Raw genomic sequence first — 18,331 nt, forward strand, 5'->3', positions numbered from 1 at the left:
CCGGAACAGCGGGAGTGGAGGTTGCATGACTGGGTCACATCGCGGCGACACCGACGCGCCTGCGGCACCCCGACGGACCGAGACGTTCTCGACACTGCGCCTGCAGGGGGTCGGGCGCACCTTCGGCAGGACGGCCGCGCTCGAAGGCCTGGATCTGGAGATCCGGCGCGGCGAGTTCATCGCCCTGCTCGGTCCCTCGGGGTGCGGCAAGTCGACCGCACTGAACTGCCTCGCCGGGCTCCTGCCGCTCACGTCGGGCAGCATCTGGCAGGACGAGACACGCATCGACGTGTTGCCACCGGAGCGGCGCGGGTTCGGCATGGTGTTCCAGAACTACGCGCTCTTCCCGCACATGTCGGTGAGGAAGAACGTCGCTTTCGGACTGACGATGCAGCGGCTCCCGAAGGCGGAGGTCGCTCGCAGGGCCGACGAGGCCATCCGCCTCGTGCGGCTGGAGGAACACGCCCACAAGCTCCCCGGCCAGTTGTCGGGTGGCCAGCAGCAGCGCGTGGCCATCGCGCGGGCCATCGTCCTGGAACCCTCGCTGGTGCTCATGGACGAGCCGCTGTCCAACCTGGACGCCAAACTGCGGCTGGAGATGCGCACGGAGATCCGCAGGCTGCACCAGAGCCTGGGGCTGACCACGGTCTACGTCACGCACGACCAGGAGGAGGCACTGTCACTGGCCGACCGACTCGTGGTGCTGCGTGACGGCACCGTGCAGCAGATCGGGACCCCGGAGGACCTGCACAACCGGCCGGTGAACCAGCACGTGGCCGACTTCATGGGTTACCGCAACCTGATCCGGCTCACCGCGGGTGAGCCTACGGGTGACGGGACACGGGTGGAGGGCGACGGACTGAGCCTCGTGGGCAGCCAGGTCGGCGACCTCACGCCCGGTGCCGCGGTGGTGGCCGCTGTCCGGCCCGAGGACGTCACGGTGTCCGAGCCGGGCACCTCCGGGCCGAACCACTTCCGGGCGACCGTCGAGGTGGTGGAGTACCAGGGGCGCGAACTGGCCGTCGAGGCGCGGACGGAGTCGGGCGTGCGGTTGCACCTGCGCACACCGCACCGGCTCGCGCCCGGTGACGACGTCGTGCTCGGTGTGGCAGTGGAGCGGTTGCTGGTGTTCCCCGACGACGGGACGGCGAGCGGGGAGCCGGGGAGCGCGCCGGCGTTGCCGGGACAGGAGCCGGCGTGATGGCCGCGGCACCCGTCACCGCGGCGCCACCGGAGGAGAGCCGGGGGCAGAAGTCACCGGGTCCTCGTCCGGCCCTGCGGCACCGACTCGCCGAACGCGGCATAGACCGGCAGCTGCTCCTGCTGCTGCCCGCCGTGGTGTTCATCGTGGGCCTGTTCGTCTACCCGTTCTTCTACGGACTGGGCCTGTCGTTCCAGCCGCAGAACGGCGGCGGCCCCTTCGCCGACTACGCACGGTTCTTCTCCGACCCCTACCAGTTCAGCACCATCTGGAAGACCCTGGTGCTCGCCGTTCCGGCCGCGCTGCTGAACGTACTGGCCTCGGTGCCGATCGCCTACCGGATGCGGGGACGGTTCCGTGGCAAGCGGCTACTGATGATCGTGCTCGTCGTCCCGATCACGCTCGGCACGGTGCTCACGGCCGAGGGGCTGCTGAACTTCCTCGGCCCGTCGGGGTGGTTCAACCGGGCGCTGCAGGCGATCGGGCTGATCGACGAGCCGCTGCGTCTCATCAACAACTACTGGGGCGTCTTCTTCTCCCTGGTCATCACGGGTTTCCCGTTCGCGTTCCTGCTCATCTCGTCGTACCTGTCGGGAATCGATCCGTCCCTGGAGAAGGCGGCGGCGACGCTCGGCGCCGGCTGGTGGGACCGGTTCCGGCACATCACGCTGCCGTTGTTGGCGCCCGGCCTGGCCACCACGTTCTGCCTCACGTTCGTCCTGGCCTTCAGCGTGTTCCCGTCGGCGATCCTGGTCGGTAATCCGTCGGGGGAGACCCGGGTGATCTCGATCGCCGCCTATCAGGCCGCCTACGAGCAGTACGACTACCCGTTCGCCTCCACCATCGCGATGATCATGGGCGCCGTCGAGCTCGTCGTGGTCGGCGTGGTGTTGCTGTGGCGGTCCCGCCTCTACACCGGTTCGACGGGAGGAAAGGGATGACGACCCCGACGATCCCTCGACTGACCTCCGGCACTCGCTCCCGGCGCAGGATGGTGGCCAGTCCCGGCGCCTGGCTGGTCTGGGGCGGGGTGGCGTTCTTCCTCGTCGGCCTGCTCGGTGTGGTGGCCTCGGTGGTGGTGAACTCGTTCGGCACGCGCTGGTTCGACGCCTGGCTGCCGGAGGGGATGACCACCCGCTGGTACACCGAGGCGTGGCAGGACTTCGGGCTGAGCGAACTCATCCTGGTGACCGTGCAGGTGGCGGCGGCCGTGGTGGTGCTCTCGCTGCTCATCGGCGTTCCCGCCGCGTACGTGCTGGCGCGCCGCGACTTCCCCGGCAAGAAGCTGGTCTACCTGGCGTTCTTGCTGCCGATCCTCATGCCGCCCATCACCTACGGCATCCCGCTGGCGACCGTGCTCTACAAGTTCGGGTTCGCGGGCAACCTCTCCGGCGTGGTCCTCGCCAACCTGGTGCCGTCGGTGCCGTTCGTGATCATGACCATGACACCGTTCATCGAGCAGATCGATCCGTCGATCGAGCGGGCGGCGCGGATGTGCGGTGCGGGACTGCGCGCGGTGTTCGTGCGCATCCTCGCCCCGCTGCTGATCCCCGGAATCCTCGCGGCGGGCATCCTCGTGCTCGTGCGCACCGTCGGCATGTTCGAGCTGACGTTCCTCACCGCAGGCCCCGACTCGCAGACGCTCATCGTGGCGCTGTTCCACTCGATGTCGGCGGCGGGTATCCGCGCGCAGCAGTCCGTGGACGCGATGGCCGTCATCTACACCCTCATGATGCTGGTCCTGCTCGTGATCGCCCTGCGTTTCGTCAACCCGACGCAGCTGGTGGCCCGCGTGAAGGAGGAGCCCGAACCGTGAAGATCACCGATGCCCGGGTCGTCGTGACGTGCCCGGGCCGCAACTTCGTCACGCTCAAGATCGAGACCGACGAGGGGCTGACGGGTGTCGGCGACGCCACGCTGAACGGTCGGGAGCTCGCCGTCGCCGCGTACCTGCGCGACCACGTCGTTCCGCTGCTGATCGGTCGCGACCCGCACCGCATCGAGGACACCTGGCAGTACCTCTTCCAGGGCGCGTACTGGCGGCGCGGGCCGGTGACCATGAGCGCGATCGCGGCGGTGGACACCGCGTTGTGGGATATCAAAGGCAAGGCCGCGGGATTGCCGGTGTACCAACTGCTCGGCGGGCGCAGCCGGGAGGGCGTCACCGTCTACGGCCACGCCAACGGCGAGACCGTCGACGAGGTGCTCGGCGAGGTCGCCCGGTTCGTCGACCTCGGCTACCGCGCCGTGCGGTTGCAGTGCGGTGTTCCCGGGCTGCCCTCCACCTACGGGGTCAGCGCCGACAAGATGTTCTACGAACCCGCGCGCGGCACGGTGCCGGAGGAGAACGTCTTTTCGACCGAGAAGTACCTGGAGTTCGTGCCCACGCTGTTCGCCCGTGCCCGCGAGGAGTTCGGGCCCGAGCTGCGCATGCTGCACGACGTGCACCACCGGCTCACCCCGATCGAGGCCGCCAGGCTGGGTCGCAGCCTCGAACCGTACGGGCTGTTCTGGCTGGAGGATCCCGTGCCCGCCGATCTGCAGGAGGGGTTCCGGCTCATCCGCGAGCACACCACGACCCCGATCGCGGTGGGCGAGGTGATCAACTCGATCTGGGACTGCGCCGACCTGATCCGCAACCAGTTGATCGACTTCATCCGCTGCACGGTCGTGCACGCGGGCGGGATCACCCACCTGCGGCGCATCTTCGACCTCGCGGCCCTGCACCACGTGCGCTCGGGCTCGCACGGCGCGACGGACCTGTCGCCGGTGTGCATGGCCGCCGCCCTGCACCTCGACGTGAGCATCCCCAACTTCGGGTTGCAGGAGTACATGCGGCACACCGACGCCACCGACGAGGTGTTCCCGCACGGCTACCACTATGCCGACGGTTACCTGTTCCCCAGCGAGGAGCCGGGGCTGGGAGTGGACATCGACGAGGAGGTCGCCGCCCGATACCCGTACCGCCAGGCGTACCTGCCCGTGAACCGGCTGGAGGACGGGACGGTGCATCCCTGGTGAGCAGTGCGGACACAGTGAACACGTCGAACACGGCGTGCCCCGACGTCCTCGTGCTGGGGGAGCCGCTGGTCGAGGTGTCCACGACGGAGCCGTTCCGCGACGGCGCGTCCGTACGGCTGGCGTTCTCCGGGGACGCGCTCAACGCCGCGGCGGCCGCCGCCGCGGCCGGGGCCCACACGGCGCTGCTCGCCCGCGTGCCCGACGACGAGCTCGGAGACGCCCTCGTGGCGAAGGTGACCGAACTCGGCATCGACGCGGGCACCGTGATCCGGGTGCCCGGCCAGCACGGCGTGTACTTCACACACAGTGATCCCTCGGGGCGGCGACAGTTCGCCTACGCCCGGTCGGGCAGTGCGGGCTCGGCCCTGCGCCCGGAAGACGTCACAGGGGCCGTGGAGGGCGCCGGTGTGGTGCTCTCCAGCGGGATCACCGCCGCGGTGTCCGAGAGTGCGGCCGCCACCGTGCTGCACGCCGCCGAACGCGCGCGCCGGTTCGTCTACGACCCGAACTACCGGCCCCGCCTGACGAGCGCGCAGGAGGCGGCCGCGACGTTGCGCCGGATCGCCCCGCTGGCCGAGCTGGTCACGCCGTCGTGGCCGGACGAGGCGTGGTCGCTGTTGGGACTCTCCACCGAGGCCACCCCGCACGACGCCGTGGCCGCGACTCGCGCGCTCGGCGCGTCGGCGGTCGCGTTGACGCGGGGCTCCGACGGCGTGCTCGTGGGAACGGCGACCGGTGCCGTGGACGTTCCCGCGCCGCCGCCACCGCGTGTCGTGGACCAGACGGGCGCGGGTGACGTGTTCGCCGGCACCGTGGCCGCACGGCTGGCTCTCGGTGACGACCTGCTCGGCGCCGTGCGACTCGGCACGGCGGCCGCCTCCCTGTCGGTGCAGGGCCGGGGCGGAACGGGATTCCTGCCGACACTGGCGCAGAGCCGTGCGGCGGTGGAGGAGGTGAGGGTGTGAACCCGGATGCCCTGTTGCTGGCGCCGGACGACGACGTGGCGGTGGTGCTGCGTGGCTGCGGTGACGGGACCCCGCTGGCCGTGGCGGGTCGGGAGCCGGTCGTGGCTCGCGGGAACGTCCCGGGCGGACACAAGGTCGCTCTGCGGGAGATCGCCGCGGGCGAACTCGTCCGCAAGTACGGCCACGTCATCGGTGTGGCCACCCGGGACGTGTCCCCGGGCGAGCACGTGCACGTCCACAACCTCGCGATGCCCGGCGAGGCGTCCGCGTTCGCCTCGGCGGGCGCGGTGGCGGACGTCCCGGCACCGCCCGCCGACCTGCGCCGGACGTTCGACGGCATCGTGCGCCCGGACGGGTCCGTGGCCACCCGCAACTACGTCGGTGTGCTGACCACCGTGAACTGCTCGGCCACCGTGGCGCGGCAGATCGTGCGGCGCACGGAGGACGAGGTCGCCGAGCTCGACGGCGTGGACGGTGTGGTGGCCTTGACCCACGGCACCGGCTGCGGCATGGCGGCCGACGGTGACGGCTGGCGGCTGCTGCGGCGCACCCTGAGCGGCTACGCCCGGCACCCCAACATCGGTGCTCTCGTGGTGGTCGGACTCGGATGCGAGGTCAACGCGGTGGACTCCCTGATGGCCGAACTGGGCGTGGCCGGCCACGTGCCCGTCGAGTCCTACACCATCCAGGACGCGGGCGGCACCGTCGAGGCGATCAGCCGGGGCGAGAAGCTGGTCCGCGACATGGGCGCCCACCTTGCGGGCACGCGACGCCGCCCGGTCGCCGTCGAGCATCTCGTGCTGGGCCTGCAGTGCGGCGGCTCGGACGCGTGGTCGGGCCTGACCGCCAACCCGGCGCTCGGTGTGGCCTCCGACCTGCTGGTGACCGCGGGCGGCACCAGCGTGCTCGGCGAGACACCGGAGATCTACGGTGCCGAACGGATGCTCGCGCAGCGAGCCGTGCGACCGGAGGTGGCCGACGCCCTGTTGGAGCGCATCACCTGGTGGGAGCACTACACCCGCGACCACGGCACCACATTGGACGGCAATCCCTCACCCGGCAACAAGGAGGGTGGCATCACCACGATCCTGGAGAAGTCGCTGGGAGCGGTGGCCAAGGCCGGGCGCAGCCCGCTTGAGGCCGTCTGCGGCTACGCCGAGCCGATCCCGACACCAGGCCTGGTGTTCATGGACACGCCCGGCTACGACCCCGTGTCGGTCACCGGCATGGTCGCCGGTGGTGTGAACCTCGTCTGCTTCACCACGGGCCGCGGTTCGGTTTTCGGCAGCCGCCCGGTGCCGACCGTGAAGCTGGCTACCAATGCCGACACCGCGGCTCGCATGGCGGGCGACATGGACGTGGACTGCTCGCCGATCGTCGAGAACGGAGTCGACGTGGCCGAGCTGGGAAGGCAGGTCTACGACCACTTGCTCGACGTGGCCTCCGGCAGGCGGAGCCTCAGTGAGCAACTCGGGCTCGGCGGTGAGGAGATGGTGCCGTGGCAGCTGGGGGCGGTCCTGTGACGGGCACCGTGCCGCGCCTGTCACCGACCACCGTCGACGTCGCCCACCGGCCCGACACGGTCCGCATCCTCCATCTCGGACCCGGCGCGTTCCACCGGGCCCACCAGGCGGTGTTCACCGAGGACGCGGGCGGTGACTGGGGCATCTGCGGAGTCACCCAGCGCTCGCCCGCCGTCGTCGACCAGCTCCGACCTCAGGACTGCCTGTTCACGGTCCTGGAACGTTCCCACACCGCGACGTCGTGCCGCGTGGTCGGGACGATCCGCGACGTGCTCTTCGCCCGTTCCGAACCCGAGCGGCTGCGAACCCGGTTCACCGACCCGGAGGTGAGGATCGTGTCCCTCACCGTGACGGAGAAGGGCTACCACCCCGACTCGGGCGTGATCACCCAGCTCGTGGACGGGCTCGCGGCGAGGCGGGCGACGTCGGGCGCGCCGGTCACGGTCCTCTCCTGCGACAACCTCACGGGCAACGGGAACGTGGTGCGGTCGCGGGTACTCGACGCCTGCGCCCGCCTGCCGCACGGAGACGCGCTCGCGGCCTGGGTCGCGGATCACGTGCGGTTCCCGAGCACGATGGTCGACCGCATCGTGCCGGCCACCACCGACGCCGACCGCGCCGAGGTGCGCGCCGCGCTCGGGGTGGCCGACGAGGCGGTCGTGGTGGGCGAGCCGTTCCGGCAGTGGGTGATCGAGGACGACTTCGCCGCGGGACGCCCGGCCTGGGAGGCCGTGGGCGCGCAACTGACCACCGACGTGGCGCCGTACGAGGCGGTGAAGCTGCGGATGCTCAACGGCACCCACTCGCTGCTGGCGTACCGGGGCGCGTTGGCGGGCTACGACACCATCGCCGAGGCCGTCGCCGACCCCGCGCTCGCCGACGAGGCGGTGAAGCTCATGGAGCACGACGTACTGCCGACGCTCACCGTCCCCGACGACGTTGACATCACCGCCTACCGGAAGCAGGTGCTGGAGCGTTTCGCGAACCCGGCCCTGCGGCACCGCACCACGCAGGTCGCCATGGACGGGTCGCAGAAACTGCCGCTGCGCCTGCTCGGCACGATCCGCGATCGGCTGGCCGCGGGTGCGATGCCTGTGCGGGCGGTCCGGGCCGTGGCCGCGTGGATGGTGTACGTCGCGGTGGGAGCGGACCGGCACGGCAGGCCGTTGCCGCTCGACGATCCGCTCGCCGAACGTCTCCGCGCGGCAGCGGGCGCAGCCGACGCACCGCGCGTGATCGTCGACGGGCTCCTGTCGGTGGGGGAGGTGTTCGGCGAGGACCTGCCCGACCACGCGGCGTTGCGCGCAGCGCTTGTGGAGTCGGTGGCGGAACTGCTGGCCCGGGTTGCCGACGTGCGTTGAGCGGTGCGATGTCGAGCGCGCGCCACGCGGCTGCGGTCCCGTCGACACGTGTGGTCGGGTCAGAAGCGGTAGCGGACCACCCAGACGCCGCGGCGGGCTTGTGCGGGCCAGTGGGCGAACCAACGCGCGAGGAGGCGGTACAGGGGTGTCAGCTGTTGGCTTTCGGGCGCGGCGGCGCCGGTCTGTTCGTCGACGAAGGCCAGCCTGGGGTTGAGTGCCACGACGTCGTGCGGGTCGTTGAAGCCGAATCCGCGAAACTCCGTGGGCATGCCGACCGACCGGGTGTAGTAGCCGGTCATCCGGGCGGCGATCCTGGTGTAGGCGTTGAAGACGAGCTCGCCGCCGGTGAAGTGGTCGGTGATGCGCGCCAGCACGCGCCTGTTCCCTTCCTCGGTGAGAAACCCGAACAGGCCGTCCGCGACGAGGATCGTCGGGCGATCGCGCGGGATCCGGTCGGTCCAACTCGGGTCGAGCAGTGAGGCACCGACCGCGTGGGCGTTCTCGTGCTGCGGCATCAGCTCCTTGCGCAGCGCGATGACCTCGGGGAAGTCGACATCGTACCAGTCCACTGTGGCCGGGGGAGCGAAGCGGACCATGCGGGTCTCCAGGCCGCAGCCCAGTTCGACGACCACGGCGTCACGATGTGCGCGCACGAAGTCGTCCACGGCTCGGTCGAGGATGCTGGTGCGGATGGCGATCGCGTCCCGCACACCGGGTCCCAGCTTCACCGTGTCGATGTCGTAGTCGAGCCGGTGTACGAGATCGGCGGCCATCGGGTCCCGCAGGATCGGGTTCTTCGCCCGGCTGTCCAGCGCCCGGCCCTTCAACGTGATCAACAGGGTCTTCTGGATCGGGGTGAGGTGGTCGATGCGGTGTGTCCTCATTCTCGCCCTCCCGGGTCGTCGAGGTCTCCGTGGTGTCCCGCGGCGTGCTCCGTGGCGGACTCGCGGATGCGCTCACCGGCCGGTGACTTGGTGAACTCGCCCATCGAGGCGTAGAGATCCAGCATGGCCAGGCCGATGCGGCTCGCGTGTTCACGGTCGAGCGGGTCGACACCGAAACGTCTGGCGAGATGACCGTGCAGCACGATCGTTCCGCTGTGCATCGCCGCCATCACCGCCGCCGCGTCACGAACTCTGGCCGAGCCGGGGGGAAAGCGCTCCGGCCACGTATGGCTGAGAAACTCTTCGGCGCTCGCGGTGAGCTCGTCGAACACCGTTGTGGCGGGGGAACCCTCGGCCGGTGACTCGACCAAGGCCCGCGCGAGGTAACGCAGAAGCGGACCGCTGGTCGCGTAGAGAGCGGCCAAGGTGCCCGGTTCGCCGAGGGTGTCCTCGGCGACGTGGCGTGTCAGCCGTCGGCGGAACTCCTCGACCACCGCATCGTCGCATGCCTTCCGCAGGGCGTCCTTGGACCGGAAGTGATGCTGCACCAACCCGAGGGAGACCCCGGCCGCCTCGGCGATTCCCCGCATCGTGGCGCCCTTGATGCCGTGCTCGGCGAACTGAGCCAGCGCGGCGTCCCTGATCCTGGCGCGGGCTGTGAGGTCCTCCGGCGGTCGGTCACCGGAGCCGAGAACCGAATTCATACGCCTGGACCATACAGATGTATTGCATACAAGTCAACTGTATTGCCGATGTGGCGCCCTACGAGGCGGTGAAGCTGCGGATGCTCGACGGCACGCACTCGTTGCTGGCGTACCGGGGGCGTTGGCGGGTTATGGCACCATCGCCGAGGCCGTCGCCGACCCCGCGCTCGCCGACGAGACGGAACGTCTTCGCGACCCGATGACACGTCGAGCCGGATAGCTGCCGACACATGAGCAGAACCTGTCGTGATGGCCAACGGTAGGTCGGCCTCGCCCTGTCACGACTCCTTCAAGCCCGGCTCCGGAAGCGGTACACGGCCCAAGGCGATCGTGGGCTCCCCGGCTTGGCGGCAGTATCCACATACGACCCTTGGGCGAATCGTTGTGTGTTGTGTCTCCCCGGTTTGGAGTCAGGTGGAGGCTTCGATATTGCTGTGAGTGGCTCTACGGTCTCGATCACGCATCGTTGCTGCGACTGTTCGGTTTTCGTGCTCAGGGTCTCTTGAGCTGCGTGGTTGCGGCGGCTAATTTTCCGGGCGTTTTGGCTTGTTCGTCAGGCGCAAGGTGACCGCGGTGGCATGAGCAACTTCAACGCGGCGACGTTGACGCCGACTCTGGTGATGAAGGGCCGCGACCGCGACACCCACCCCGGCAAGTCGCTGCAGTACAACTTCAAGATCTGTGCTGCGTCCGGCGAGGACTGCACCGAGTCCGGATGGCAGAGCACGCCGCGCTGGACGGTGCCGGAAGGCACGCTGAAGTGGAGCGAGGACTACGTCTGGCACGGTCAGATCAGCGACACCGAGGACGCGACTCCGTGGACGTTGCCTGCCTACCTGTCGACGCGGGTACCGCAACCCTCGATCACCAGCCACCTCGCGTCGACCGAGGGCGTCGACCCTGGCGTGGGGAACTACTCGACCCAGGTCACCGATGCCACGGTCTCGGTACCGGGACCCGACCTGTCGGTGATCCGCACCTACAACAGCCTCGATCCCCGTCAGGGGCTGGCGTTCGGTTCCGGCTGGGCCACCCGCTGGGACACCCGCGTGCGTTCCGAGGACGACACGGACACCGTGCTCGTCACCTACCCGGACGGCAGGCAGGCACGCTTCGGAACGAACCCCGACGGAAGCTACGCGGCCCCGCCGGGCCAGGGCCTCAGCCTCGTCGCGGTCGAGGACGGGTGGCTGCTCCGGTTCAAGAACGGCGACAGGTACTCCTTCGACGTCAACGGCAGGCTCGTGTCCATCACCGACGCCGTGGGCCACGTGCAGGAACTGACCTACCGGGCTGACGGAACCCTGGAGCGTGCCACCGATGCCGCGTCGGGCCGTACTCTGCACTTCACCTGGGCCGATGGCCATGTCGTCGAGGTGCGCACGGGGCCTGACCCCGAGCTGAGCTGGAACTACAGCTACGACGGCGACCGCCTGACGGCCGTGTGTGATCCCACGGACGCCTGCACGACGTATGCCTACGACAACGGTTCCCACTATCCGACGGTGGTGCGGGACGCGAACCCGCACGCTTACTGGCGGCTGACCGAGACCGACGGGACCACCGCCACCAGCGAGGTCCCCGGATTCTGGGGAAGCCTGGACGGCACCGTTACCGGAGTCACGCTCGGACAGGAGCCGGGACCGCTTGCCGGCAGCCCGGCCACGGCCGCCGTGTTCGACGGCTCCACGAGCTACGTCCAGCTCCCCGACGATCTGGTACGTAACTCCGCCTACGCATCGGTGGAACTGTGGTTCAAGACCACCTCCACCACCGGTGGGGTGCTGTTCTCGACGAGTCACTACGAGCCGGGGGACGCCGCCCCCAGCGGGTCGATGCCGGTGCTGTACGTGGGCACCGACGGCAGGCTGCACGGCCACTTCTGGAACAACCAGGTCGAAGGCATGGCCAGTCCCGGCGCGGTGAACGACGGCCGGTGGCACCACGTCGTGCTCACCGGAGCCTTCGACACCCAGACCCTCTACCTCGACGGCACCGCGATCGGCACGCTCTCCGGTGAACTCGCCAACCTGGACCCGCACAACTTCCTCGGCGTGGGCGCGGTCAACGACCGGGCATGGCCTGCGGAGCCGCCGGGGCCGTGGAGTTACTTCGACGGAGCCATCGCCGAAGCGGCGTTCTACCAGCACCCGCTCGCCCCGGTCGTCGTGGCCGAGCACTACGCCGCCAGAGCCGTCTCCGATCGGCTGACGAGCGTCACGCGACCCGGCGGTGCGGTCGCAGCCGAACTGACGTACGACGACATCGCCGACCGCGTCACCACCTACGTCGACGGCAACGGAGGTACCCGGACCTACGGCAAGCCCACCGTCGAAGGCGACGGTTTCCGCTACGCCTCGGCGGTACGCGAATCCACACCGGGCAGCTACTGGCGCATGTCCGAGGCCGAAGACGTCGAGGCACACTCGAATCCCGACCTGCGGCGTGGCGTTTACCACCGGGGTGCCGGCGGTCGGGTAGACGGCCCGTTCCCGGGCGGCTCCGCGCGCACGTTCGACGGCACCGAGAGCTACGTGCGGCTGCCCGACGACACCATCCATGGTGCTCGCCGCCTGTCGGTGGAGCTGTGGTTCAAGACGACCTCGGCCAACGGCGGCGTGCTGTTCTCCATCACCGACCACAAACCCGGGGAGCCGTCATCCAACGGGTCGATGCCGGTGCTGTACGTGGGCACGGACGGCAAGCTCCACGGCCACTTCTGGCAGGGCACAGTCGCCGGAATCAGCAGTCCGACCACGGTCAACGACGGTGACTGGCACCACGTGGTGCTCACCGGTAGCGTCGACACACAGACGCTGTATCTCGACGGCGCGGCGATCGGTTCGCTCTCCGGCACGATCTCGAATCACCGGGTCCACACCTTCGTCGGTACGGGTTGGACGCCGAACCACCCCTGGCCCGCCATCGGCAGCCGCGACTGGGCCTACTTCGACGGCTCGATCGCCCAGGTCGCGGTGTATCACCACGCGCTGAGCGCCGAACGGATCGCCGCCCACCACTCGGCACGGACGGACCTCGCTGCCTACGTGGACGCGGTGCGGGCCACCGGCCCACACACCAGGTGGGGGCTCGAGGATGGTGACACGGCTCGGCACGCGGAACCGGACGCCACCACGACTCTCGGCAACTACCACGACGTGTCGCTGGGCGCCGAACCGGTGATGCGAGGTGCTCACGCCGCGAACTTCGACGGCACCGCGAGCCATGTGCGGCTGCCCGACAACGAGATCCACGGCCGGCAACGGCTCGCCGTGGAGCTGTGGTTCAAGACGACGTCGGCCGACGGCGGGGTGCTGTTCTCCATCGCCGACCACAGGCCCGGGGAAGCCTCGTCCAGCGGCTCCATGCCGGTGCTGTACGTGGGGACGGACGGCAAGCTCCACGGCCACTTCTGGAACAACTCGGTCAAGGGCATCGTGTCCGCCGAGGCCGTCAACGACGGCGAGTGGCACCACGCCGTGCTCTCGGCCGATCGCACGCGCCAGTGGCTGTACCTCGACGGGAACCTCGTCGATCACCTGGACGGCGAGATCCTGAACTACCGCACGCACGCGTTCGTCGGCACCGGGTGGACCGCCAACCTCCCCTGGCCCAGCATCGGCGAGCGAGACTGGGCCTACTTCGACGGCTCGATCGGTGAGGTCGCCGTCTACCAGCGGCCGCTGGACTCGGCGAGCATCGCCGCACACTACTCGGCCAGCACCGCCTCCACCGAGGTGCGCACCACCGACCCGGCCGGGCAGGAGACCGTCTACACCTACGACCCCACGCGCGGCGGTCGTGTCATGTCGGTGACGCTCCAGGGCGCGGGCACGACGCTGTACGAGTACGACAAGGGCGGCTTCGTCCGCCGAATCGTGGACGAGAACGGCCACGCGGTCACCTACGTCAACGACGAGCGCGGCAACCGGCTGTCCACGACCCGGTGCCGGGACGAGAGCAGCGAAGCCTGCTACACCAACTACCGGGAGTACTTCGTCAACCCCGACGACCCGCTGGACCCGCGAAACGACAGCGTCACGTTCGCGCGGGACGCCCGGTCCACGTCGAACTCGGACGACCGGTACGCCACCCGTTACGTCCTGCACGGCAACGGGCTCGTCTCGTCGGTCCTGCAACCAGGTGCCACGGGCGGTCTGCAGCGCACGACCTCCCACACCTACACCGATGGATCCGAACCCGCCGTCGGCGGCGGAACACAGCCGGCGTGGTTGCTCGAAACCACCACCGACCCGGCGGGCAACGTCACCCGCTACGCCTACACCAGCGCCGGTGACCTCGCGCGCGTCACCGACCCTGCGGGCATGGTCACCGAGTACGCCCATGACGGCCTCGGCAGGGTGATCTCGGAGACCGTCAACTCGGCCGCGTTGCCGGAGGGCTCGGCGACCACCACCTACCGCTACGACGGCGCCTCACGACTCGTGGAGCAGACCGACCCGGCCACCACCAACGCCGTGACCGGAGCCGAACACCAGCAGCGCACCACGAACGTCTACAACCCGGACGGCACGCTGGCGTCCACGACGGTGTCCGACGTGGCCGGCCACGACCCCGCCCGCACCACCAGCTACACCTACGACGAGCACGGCCGCGTGCATACCGTCACCGACCCCGAGGGCGGTGTGACCACCACGGAGTACGACGACTTCGGTGCGGTGGTGCGGACCGTGAACCCGGTGGGCACCGAGTTCCTCACCACGTACACGAAGGCCCGCCACCAGCTCGCGACCCGCACGGTGAAGGGCTTCACCGGCGACGGGCAGCCCGCGCGGGACGTGGTGCTGGAGTCCCGGGCCTACGACCCGGCTGGCCGGTTGGCCAGTGTCACCGACGCGATGGGCCGCACCACCGCGTACACGTACTACGACGACGACCTGCTCGCCTCGGAGACACTGCTCGACTACACCGATCCGAGCACGGGCGAGACACGCGACGTCGAACTCTCCACGTACACCTACACCGGTACGGGACAGGTCGATACCCACGCCTACGGCGAGGGCCGGTTCTCCACCACCACCGTCTACGACAACGCCGACCGGCCGGTGCGGCGCACCGACCGCGAAGGCGACGACGTGCTGCGTGAGGAGGAGACCACCTACGACGACGCCGACAACGTCACGCGCGTCATCGGCCGCGACGCGGACGGCTCCGTGCACAGCGACGTGGAGTTCACTCACGACGAACTCGGCCGGGAGACCGGTCGCACCGTGCACACCGGGTCCGAGTCGCTGCTCACCCTGACCCACCGCGACGAGGCCGGTCTCGTACGGTCGGTGGTCGATCCGCGTGGGACGGCGACCGGAGCAGACCCGGAGGCGTTCACCACCCGCTTCACCTACGACGCGCTCGGCAGGCAGGTTACCCAGGTCGCGCCGCCGGTGGAGGCGGAGTCGCACGGCAACCACGCGGTGACCGCCACCCCCGTCACCACGGTGGGCTACAACGCCTTCGGCGAGGAAACGGAGCTGAAGGACCCGCGTGGCAACGTCACGCACACCAGCTACGACCGCGCCGGACGACCGGTCGAGCTCCGCAAGCCGGACTACCTGCCTCCCGGTGCGGCTGAACCGATCACGGCCACGACTTCGCTCGACTACGACGCGGCCGGACGCGTGGTGGCCAGCACCGACGAACTCGGCCACACCACCACCTACGGCTACGACGAACTCGGCAACCAGCGACGGGTCACCGATCCGCCCGCGCTGCACGGGCAGGCGGGCGGCACGTGGATCGCGACGTACGACCCGCTGGGCGAGGTGCTGTCCACCAGCGACCCGCGGGGCACGCAGACCCACGCCACCTACGACAAGCTCGGCAGGCAGATCACGAGCACCGTGGTGGAGACGGTCCCGGAGCCGACCCGGATCCTCACCACGCGCTACACGCACGACGAGCTGGGCAACGTCGCCACCGTCACCAGCCCGGGCGGCCGGGTCGTCGAGACCACCTACGACGATCTCGGCAACGAACTGACCGTCACCGACGGGCTGGGCAACACCACCACGAACGCCTACGACGGCGCGGGTCGCCTGGTGTCGAGCACGGATGCCACCGGGCGCGGCAGTGAGATCGACTACGACCGCGCGGGCCGTCAGGTGTCGGTGTCGGACTTCGGCCCGGACGGCACGGTGGAACGGACCCGGGAGTTCGCCTACGACCGGGCGGGCAACCCGACCCGGGTCACGAACGCGCTGGGTGCTGCCACCACCTACACCTACGACGCGCTGAACCGGCTCACGTCGATCACGCGTCCGGTGTCGGACAACGAGTCGATCACCACGAGCTACGGCTACGACCGGGCGGGCAACATCACCCGCGCCACCGACGGCAACGGCAACACCACGGTGTTCACCGTCAACGCGTGGAACATGGCCGAGTCGACGATCGAACCGGCCACCGAGCAGACCCCGGAGGCGGCCGACCGCACCTACACGGCGAGCTACGACGCGGCGGGGCGGCTGGCGGAGCTGCGTAAGCCGGGCGGGGTGACGATCGCCCACAGCTACGACCCGCAGGGCAACCTCGTCAAGCAGGTCGGCAGCGGTGCGAGCGTGGTGACGCCGGACCGGGTGTTCACCTACGATGCGGCGGGGCGGATGGTGTCGGCGTCGGCGCCGAACGGCGAGAACACCTTCACCTACGACGACCGCGGCAATCTCGTCACGGCCTCGGGACCGTCGGGGGAGTCGAGCTTCACCTACGACGCCGACGGTCTGCCGACGAGTGTCACCACGTCGGCGGGCACGAGCTCGTTCTCCTACGACGCGGCGGGCAGGCTCGCCACCGCTCTCGACGCGGCCACGGGCGCGACGCTGGGCTACGACTACGACGAGGCCGGGCGTGTCACCAGTGTCGGCTATGGAGTCGGCGCTGCGACGCGGACGTATGGATATGACGAGCTGGGTCGCATTGCGTCCGACACCGTGATGGGGCCTGACGGCGCGGAGACCGCGTCGATCACCTACGAGTGGGACGACGAGGACCACCTGGTCGCCAAGCACACCGAGGGTGTGGCGGGTGCTGCGGAGCATGTCTACGGCTATGACCGGGCGGGTCGGTTGGTGTCGTGGGATGACGGCAGCGCGGTGCACACCTATGAGTGGGATGCGGCGGGGAATCTGACGCGTGATGGCGCGGTTTCGGCGGTGTTCGACGAGCGGAACCGGTTGTTGTCGAAGGCGGGTGTCGAGTATTCGTACACGCCGCGGGGGACGTTGGCGTCGCGCACGAGTGATGGTGTGTCGACGTTGGTGGAGTTCAACGCGTTCGACGAGTTGGTCGCCGATGGTGGGACCGATTACCGCTATGACGCGCTGAACCGGTTGGTCAGCGCCGGTGGTCGCGCACTGACCTATGTGGGGTCAGGGATCAAGGTCGCTTCGGATGGGCAGGGGGAGTACACCTATACGCCGGGTGGGTTGCCGTTGGGGGTGGCCCAGGGTGGTGTGTCGGCGTTGGCGTGGACGGATGTGCACACCGACCTGGTGGGGTTGATTGATCCGGGTACGGGTGTGTTGGCGGGGTCGCGGTCTTACAGTCCGTTCGGACAGCGGCAGGCTGGGGCGGGAACACAGCCGGCGTTGGGTTTCCAGTATCAGTACACCGATCCCGACAGTGGCAACGTGAACATGGGTGCGCGGTGGTATCAGCCGGGCACGGGCACGTTCGCCAGCCGCGACACCGCAGGCCTGGACCCCCGGGACCTGAACAACAGCAACCGCTACGCGTATGCGAGCGCAGACCCGCTCGGGCGCATTGATCCGAATGGTTATTTCTCCTGGAGTGGGCTCTGGGAGGGCATCAAGGAGATCAGCGGTTACAACGATGTCGTCAGTTGTTTGGGCGGGTCGTGGAGTGGTTGTGGTTGGGCTGTTGCGGGTCTGACTCCGTGGGGTAAGGCCGCCAAGCTCATCAAAGGCGGGAAGGCAGCTGCCAAGGCGGGGAAGGCGCCGTCTCCGTCGGTGAAGGCACCGAAGACTGTCCTGACGGGGCCGCAAGCGAAGCGGTTCTTTGACCAGGTCGGTCAGAGTTGGCGCAACTTCACGAAGAGTCTGAAGGCTGCGGTGAAGCGGGCGTTTTCGCTGTGTGGTGGCCGGTGTGGTGTTGCGGTGGCGCGTGCGGTCAGCGGCGCGTTGGGCAAGGGCGGTGTTCGGGCTGGTTCGCGGGCGGAGGCACATGCGGCTGCGGCGGCGATGGCGGCGGCGAGGTCGTCGGACGCGGCTGCGGCGCGGGCGGCGCGGGTGCGTCGGGATGTTCTGACTCCGCACAAGCGTCCGGAGCCGACTCGCACGTTGTCGCCGGAGATCCGCAAACGCCTTGATGCTGTTCAGAACAGTGCGCCGATTGATTTGGGTGTGGTGTTGCCCGAGTCGAGTGCGGACGATTTCGCTGATGCGATCACCACCCATGTTCCTATCAGCGCGCCGAGGGGTGGCCCTTCGCCGGGTACGAGTAGGGCTGATGTTGAGTGGAGTGCGTCGTGTACGTCGAACAGTTTTGTGCCGGGCACGAAGGTGGTGATGGCGGACGGGTCGGCCAAGCCGATCGAGGAGGTCGAGCTTGGTGACCGGGTGTTGGCTACTGATCCGGGGACCGGGGAGTCGGTGTCGCGGAAGGTGACGGCCATGATCACCGGTGCGGGGTAGAAG

At 69.3% G+C, this 18,331-nt stretch carries 10 protein-coding genes; 8 read left to right on the forward strand and 2 right to left on the reverse strand.

Annotated elements, in window-relative coordinates; all coding sequences use genetic code 11:
- Positions 1-25: 25 nt before the first annotated feature.
- Genes SACCYDRAFT_RS11020 through SACCYDRAFT_RS11050 form a run of 7 tightly spaced genes read left to right on the forward strand, consistent with a single transcriptional unit; the run spans position 26 to position 8,071 of the window.
- Positions 26-1,201, forward strand: coding sequence for an ABC transporter ATP-binding protein (locus tag SACCYDRAFT_RS11020; RefSeq protein WP_005456168.1), 1,176 nt, complete (start codon positions 26-28; stop codon positions 1,199-1,201).
- The gene (locus tag SACCYDRAFT_RS11025; protein ID WP_005456171.1) at positions 1,201-2,142 is read left to right on the forward strand and encodes an ABC transporter permease; all 942 of its coding nucleotides are present in this window, start codon (positions 1,201-1,203) and stop codon (positions 2,140-2,142) included. The genes SACCYDRAFT_RS11020 and SACCYDRAFT_RS11025 overlap by 1 nt, the downstream gene beginning before the upstream one ends.
- Complete coding sequence (locus SACCYDRAFT_RS11030; RefSeq protein ID WP_005456173.1) at positions 2,139-3,017, forward strand: ABC transporter permease; 879 nt, start codon at positions 2,139-2,141, stop codon at positions 3,015-3,017. The genes SACCYDRAFT_RS11025 and SACCYDRAFT_RS11030 overlap by 4 nt, the downstream gene beginning before the upstream one ends.
- Positions 3,014-4,222: a D-mannonate dehydratase ManD gene (gene manD, locus SACCYDRAFT_RS11035; protein ID WP_005456175.1), complete on the forward strand. Its 1,209-nt coding sequence runs from the start codon at positions 3,014-3,016 to the stop codon at positions 4,220-4,222. The genes SACCYDRAFT_RS11030 and manD overlap by 4 nt, the downstream gene beginning before the upstream one ends.
- On the forward strand, positions 4,219-5,187 hold the full coding sequence (locus SACCYDRAFT_RS11040; protein ID WP_005456176.1) for a sugar kinase: 969 nt from the start codon (positions 4,219-4,221) through the stop codon (positions 5,185-5,187). Before manD ends, SACCYDRAFT_RS11040 begins: the two co-directional genes overlap by 4 nt.
- On the forward strand, positions 5,184-6,710 hold the full coding sequence (locus tag SACCYDRAFT_RS11045; RefSeq protein ID WP_005456177.1) for a UxaA family hydrolase: 1,527 nt from the start codon (positions 5,184-5,186) through the stop codon (positions 6,708-6,710). The genes SACCYDRAFT_RS11040 and SACCYDRAFT_RS11045 overlap by 4 nt, the downstream gene beginning before the upstream one ends.
- Positions 6,686-8,071, forward strand: coding sequence for a mannitol dehydrogenase family protein (locus SACCYDRAFT_RS11050; protein WP_005456179.1), 1,386 nt, complete (start codon positions 6,686-6,688; stop codon positions 8,069-8,071). The genes SACCYDRAFT_RS11045 and SACCYDRAFT_RS11050 overlap by 25 nt, the downstream gene beginning before the upstream one ends.
- A gap of 59 nt (positions 8,072-8,130) precedes the next feature.
- On the opposite strand, the gene SACCYDRAFT_RS11055 is transcribed toward SACCYDRAFT_RS11050, so the two are convergent.
- A complete protein-coding gene (locus tag SACCYDRAFT_RS11055) occupies positions 8,131-8,955 on the reverse strand; it encodes a class I SAM-dependent methyltransferase (protein ID WP_005456180.1) in 825 nt (274 codons plus the stop codon).
- On the reverse strand, positions 8,952-9,659 hold the full coding sequence (locus tag SACCYDRAFT_RS11060; RefSeq protein WP_005456181.1) for a TetR/AcrR family transcriptional regulator: 708 nt from the start codon (positions 9,657-9,659) through the stop codon (positions 8,952-8,954). Before SACCYDRAFT_RS11060 ends, SACCYDRAFT_RS11055 begins: the two co-directional genes overlap by 4 nt.
- A 578-nt stretch (positions 9,660-10,237) precedes the next feature.
- Here SACCYDRAFT_RS11060 and SACCYDRAFT_RS11065 point away from each other — a divergent pair.
- Positions 10,238-18,328, forward strand: a complete 8,091-nt coding sequence (locus tag SACCYDRAFT_RS11065; protein ID WP_005456186.1) for a LamG-like jellyroll fold domain-containing protein — start codon at positions 10,238-10,240, stop codon at positions 18,326-18,328.
- The last annotated feature ends 3 nt before the right edge of the window (positions 18,329-18,331 follow it).

The sequence above is a fragment of the Saccharomonospora cyanea NA-134 genome, from assembly GCF_000244975.1.
Classification (GTDB): domain Bacteria; phylum Actinomycetota; class Actinomycetes; order Mycobacteriales; family Pseudonocardiaceae; genus Saccharomonospora; species Saccharomonospora cyanea.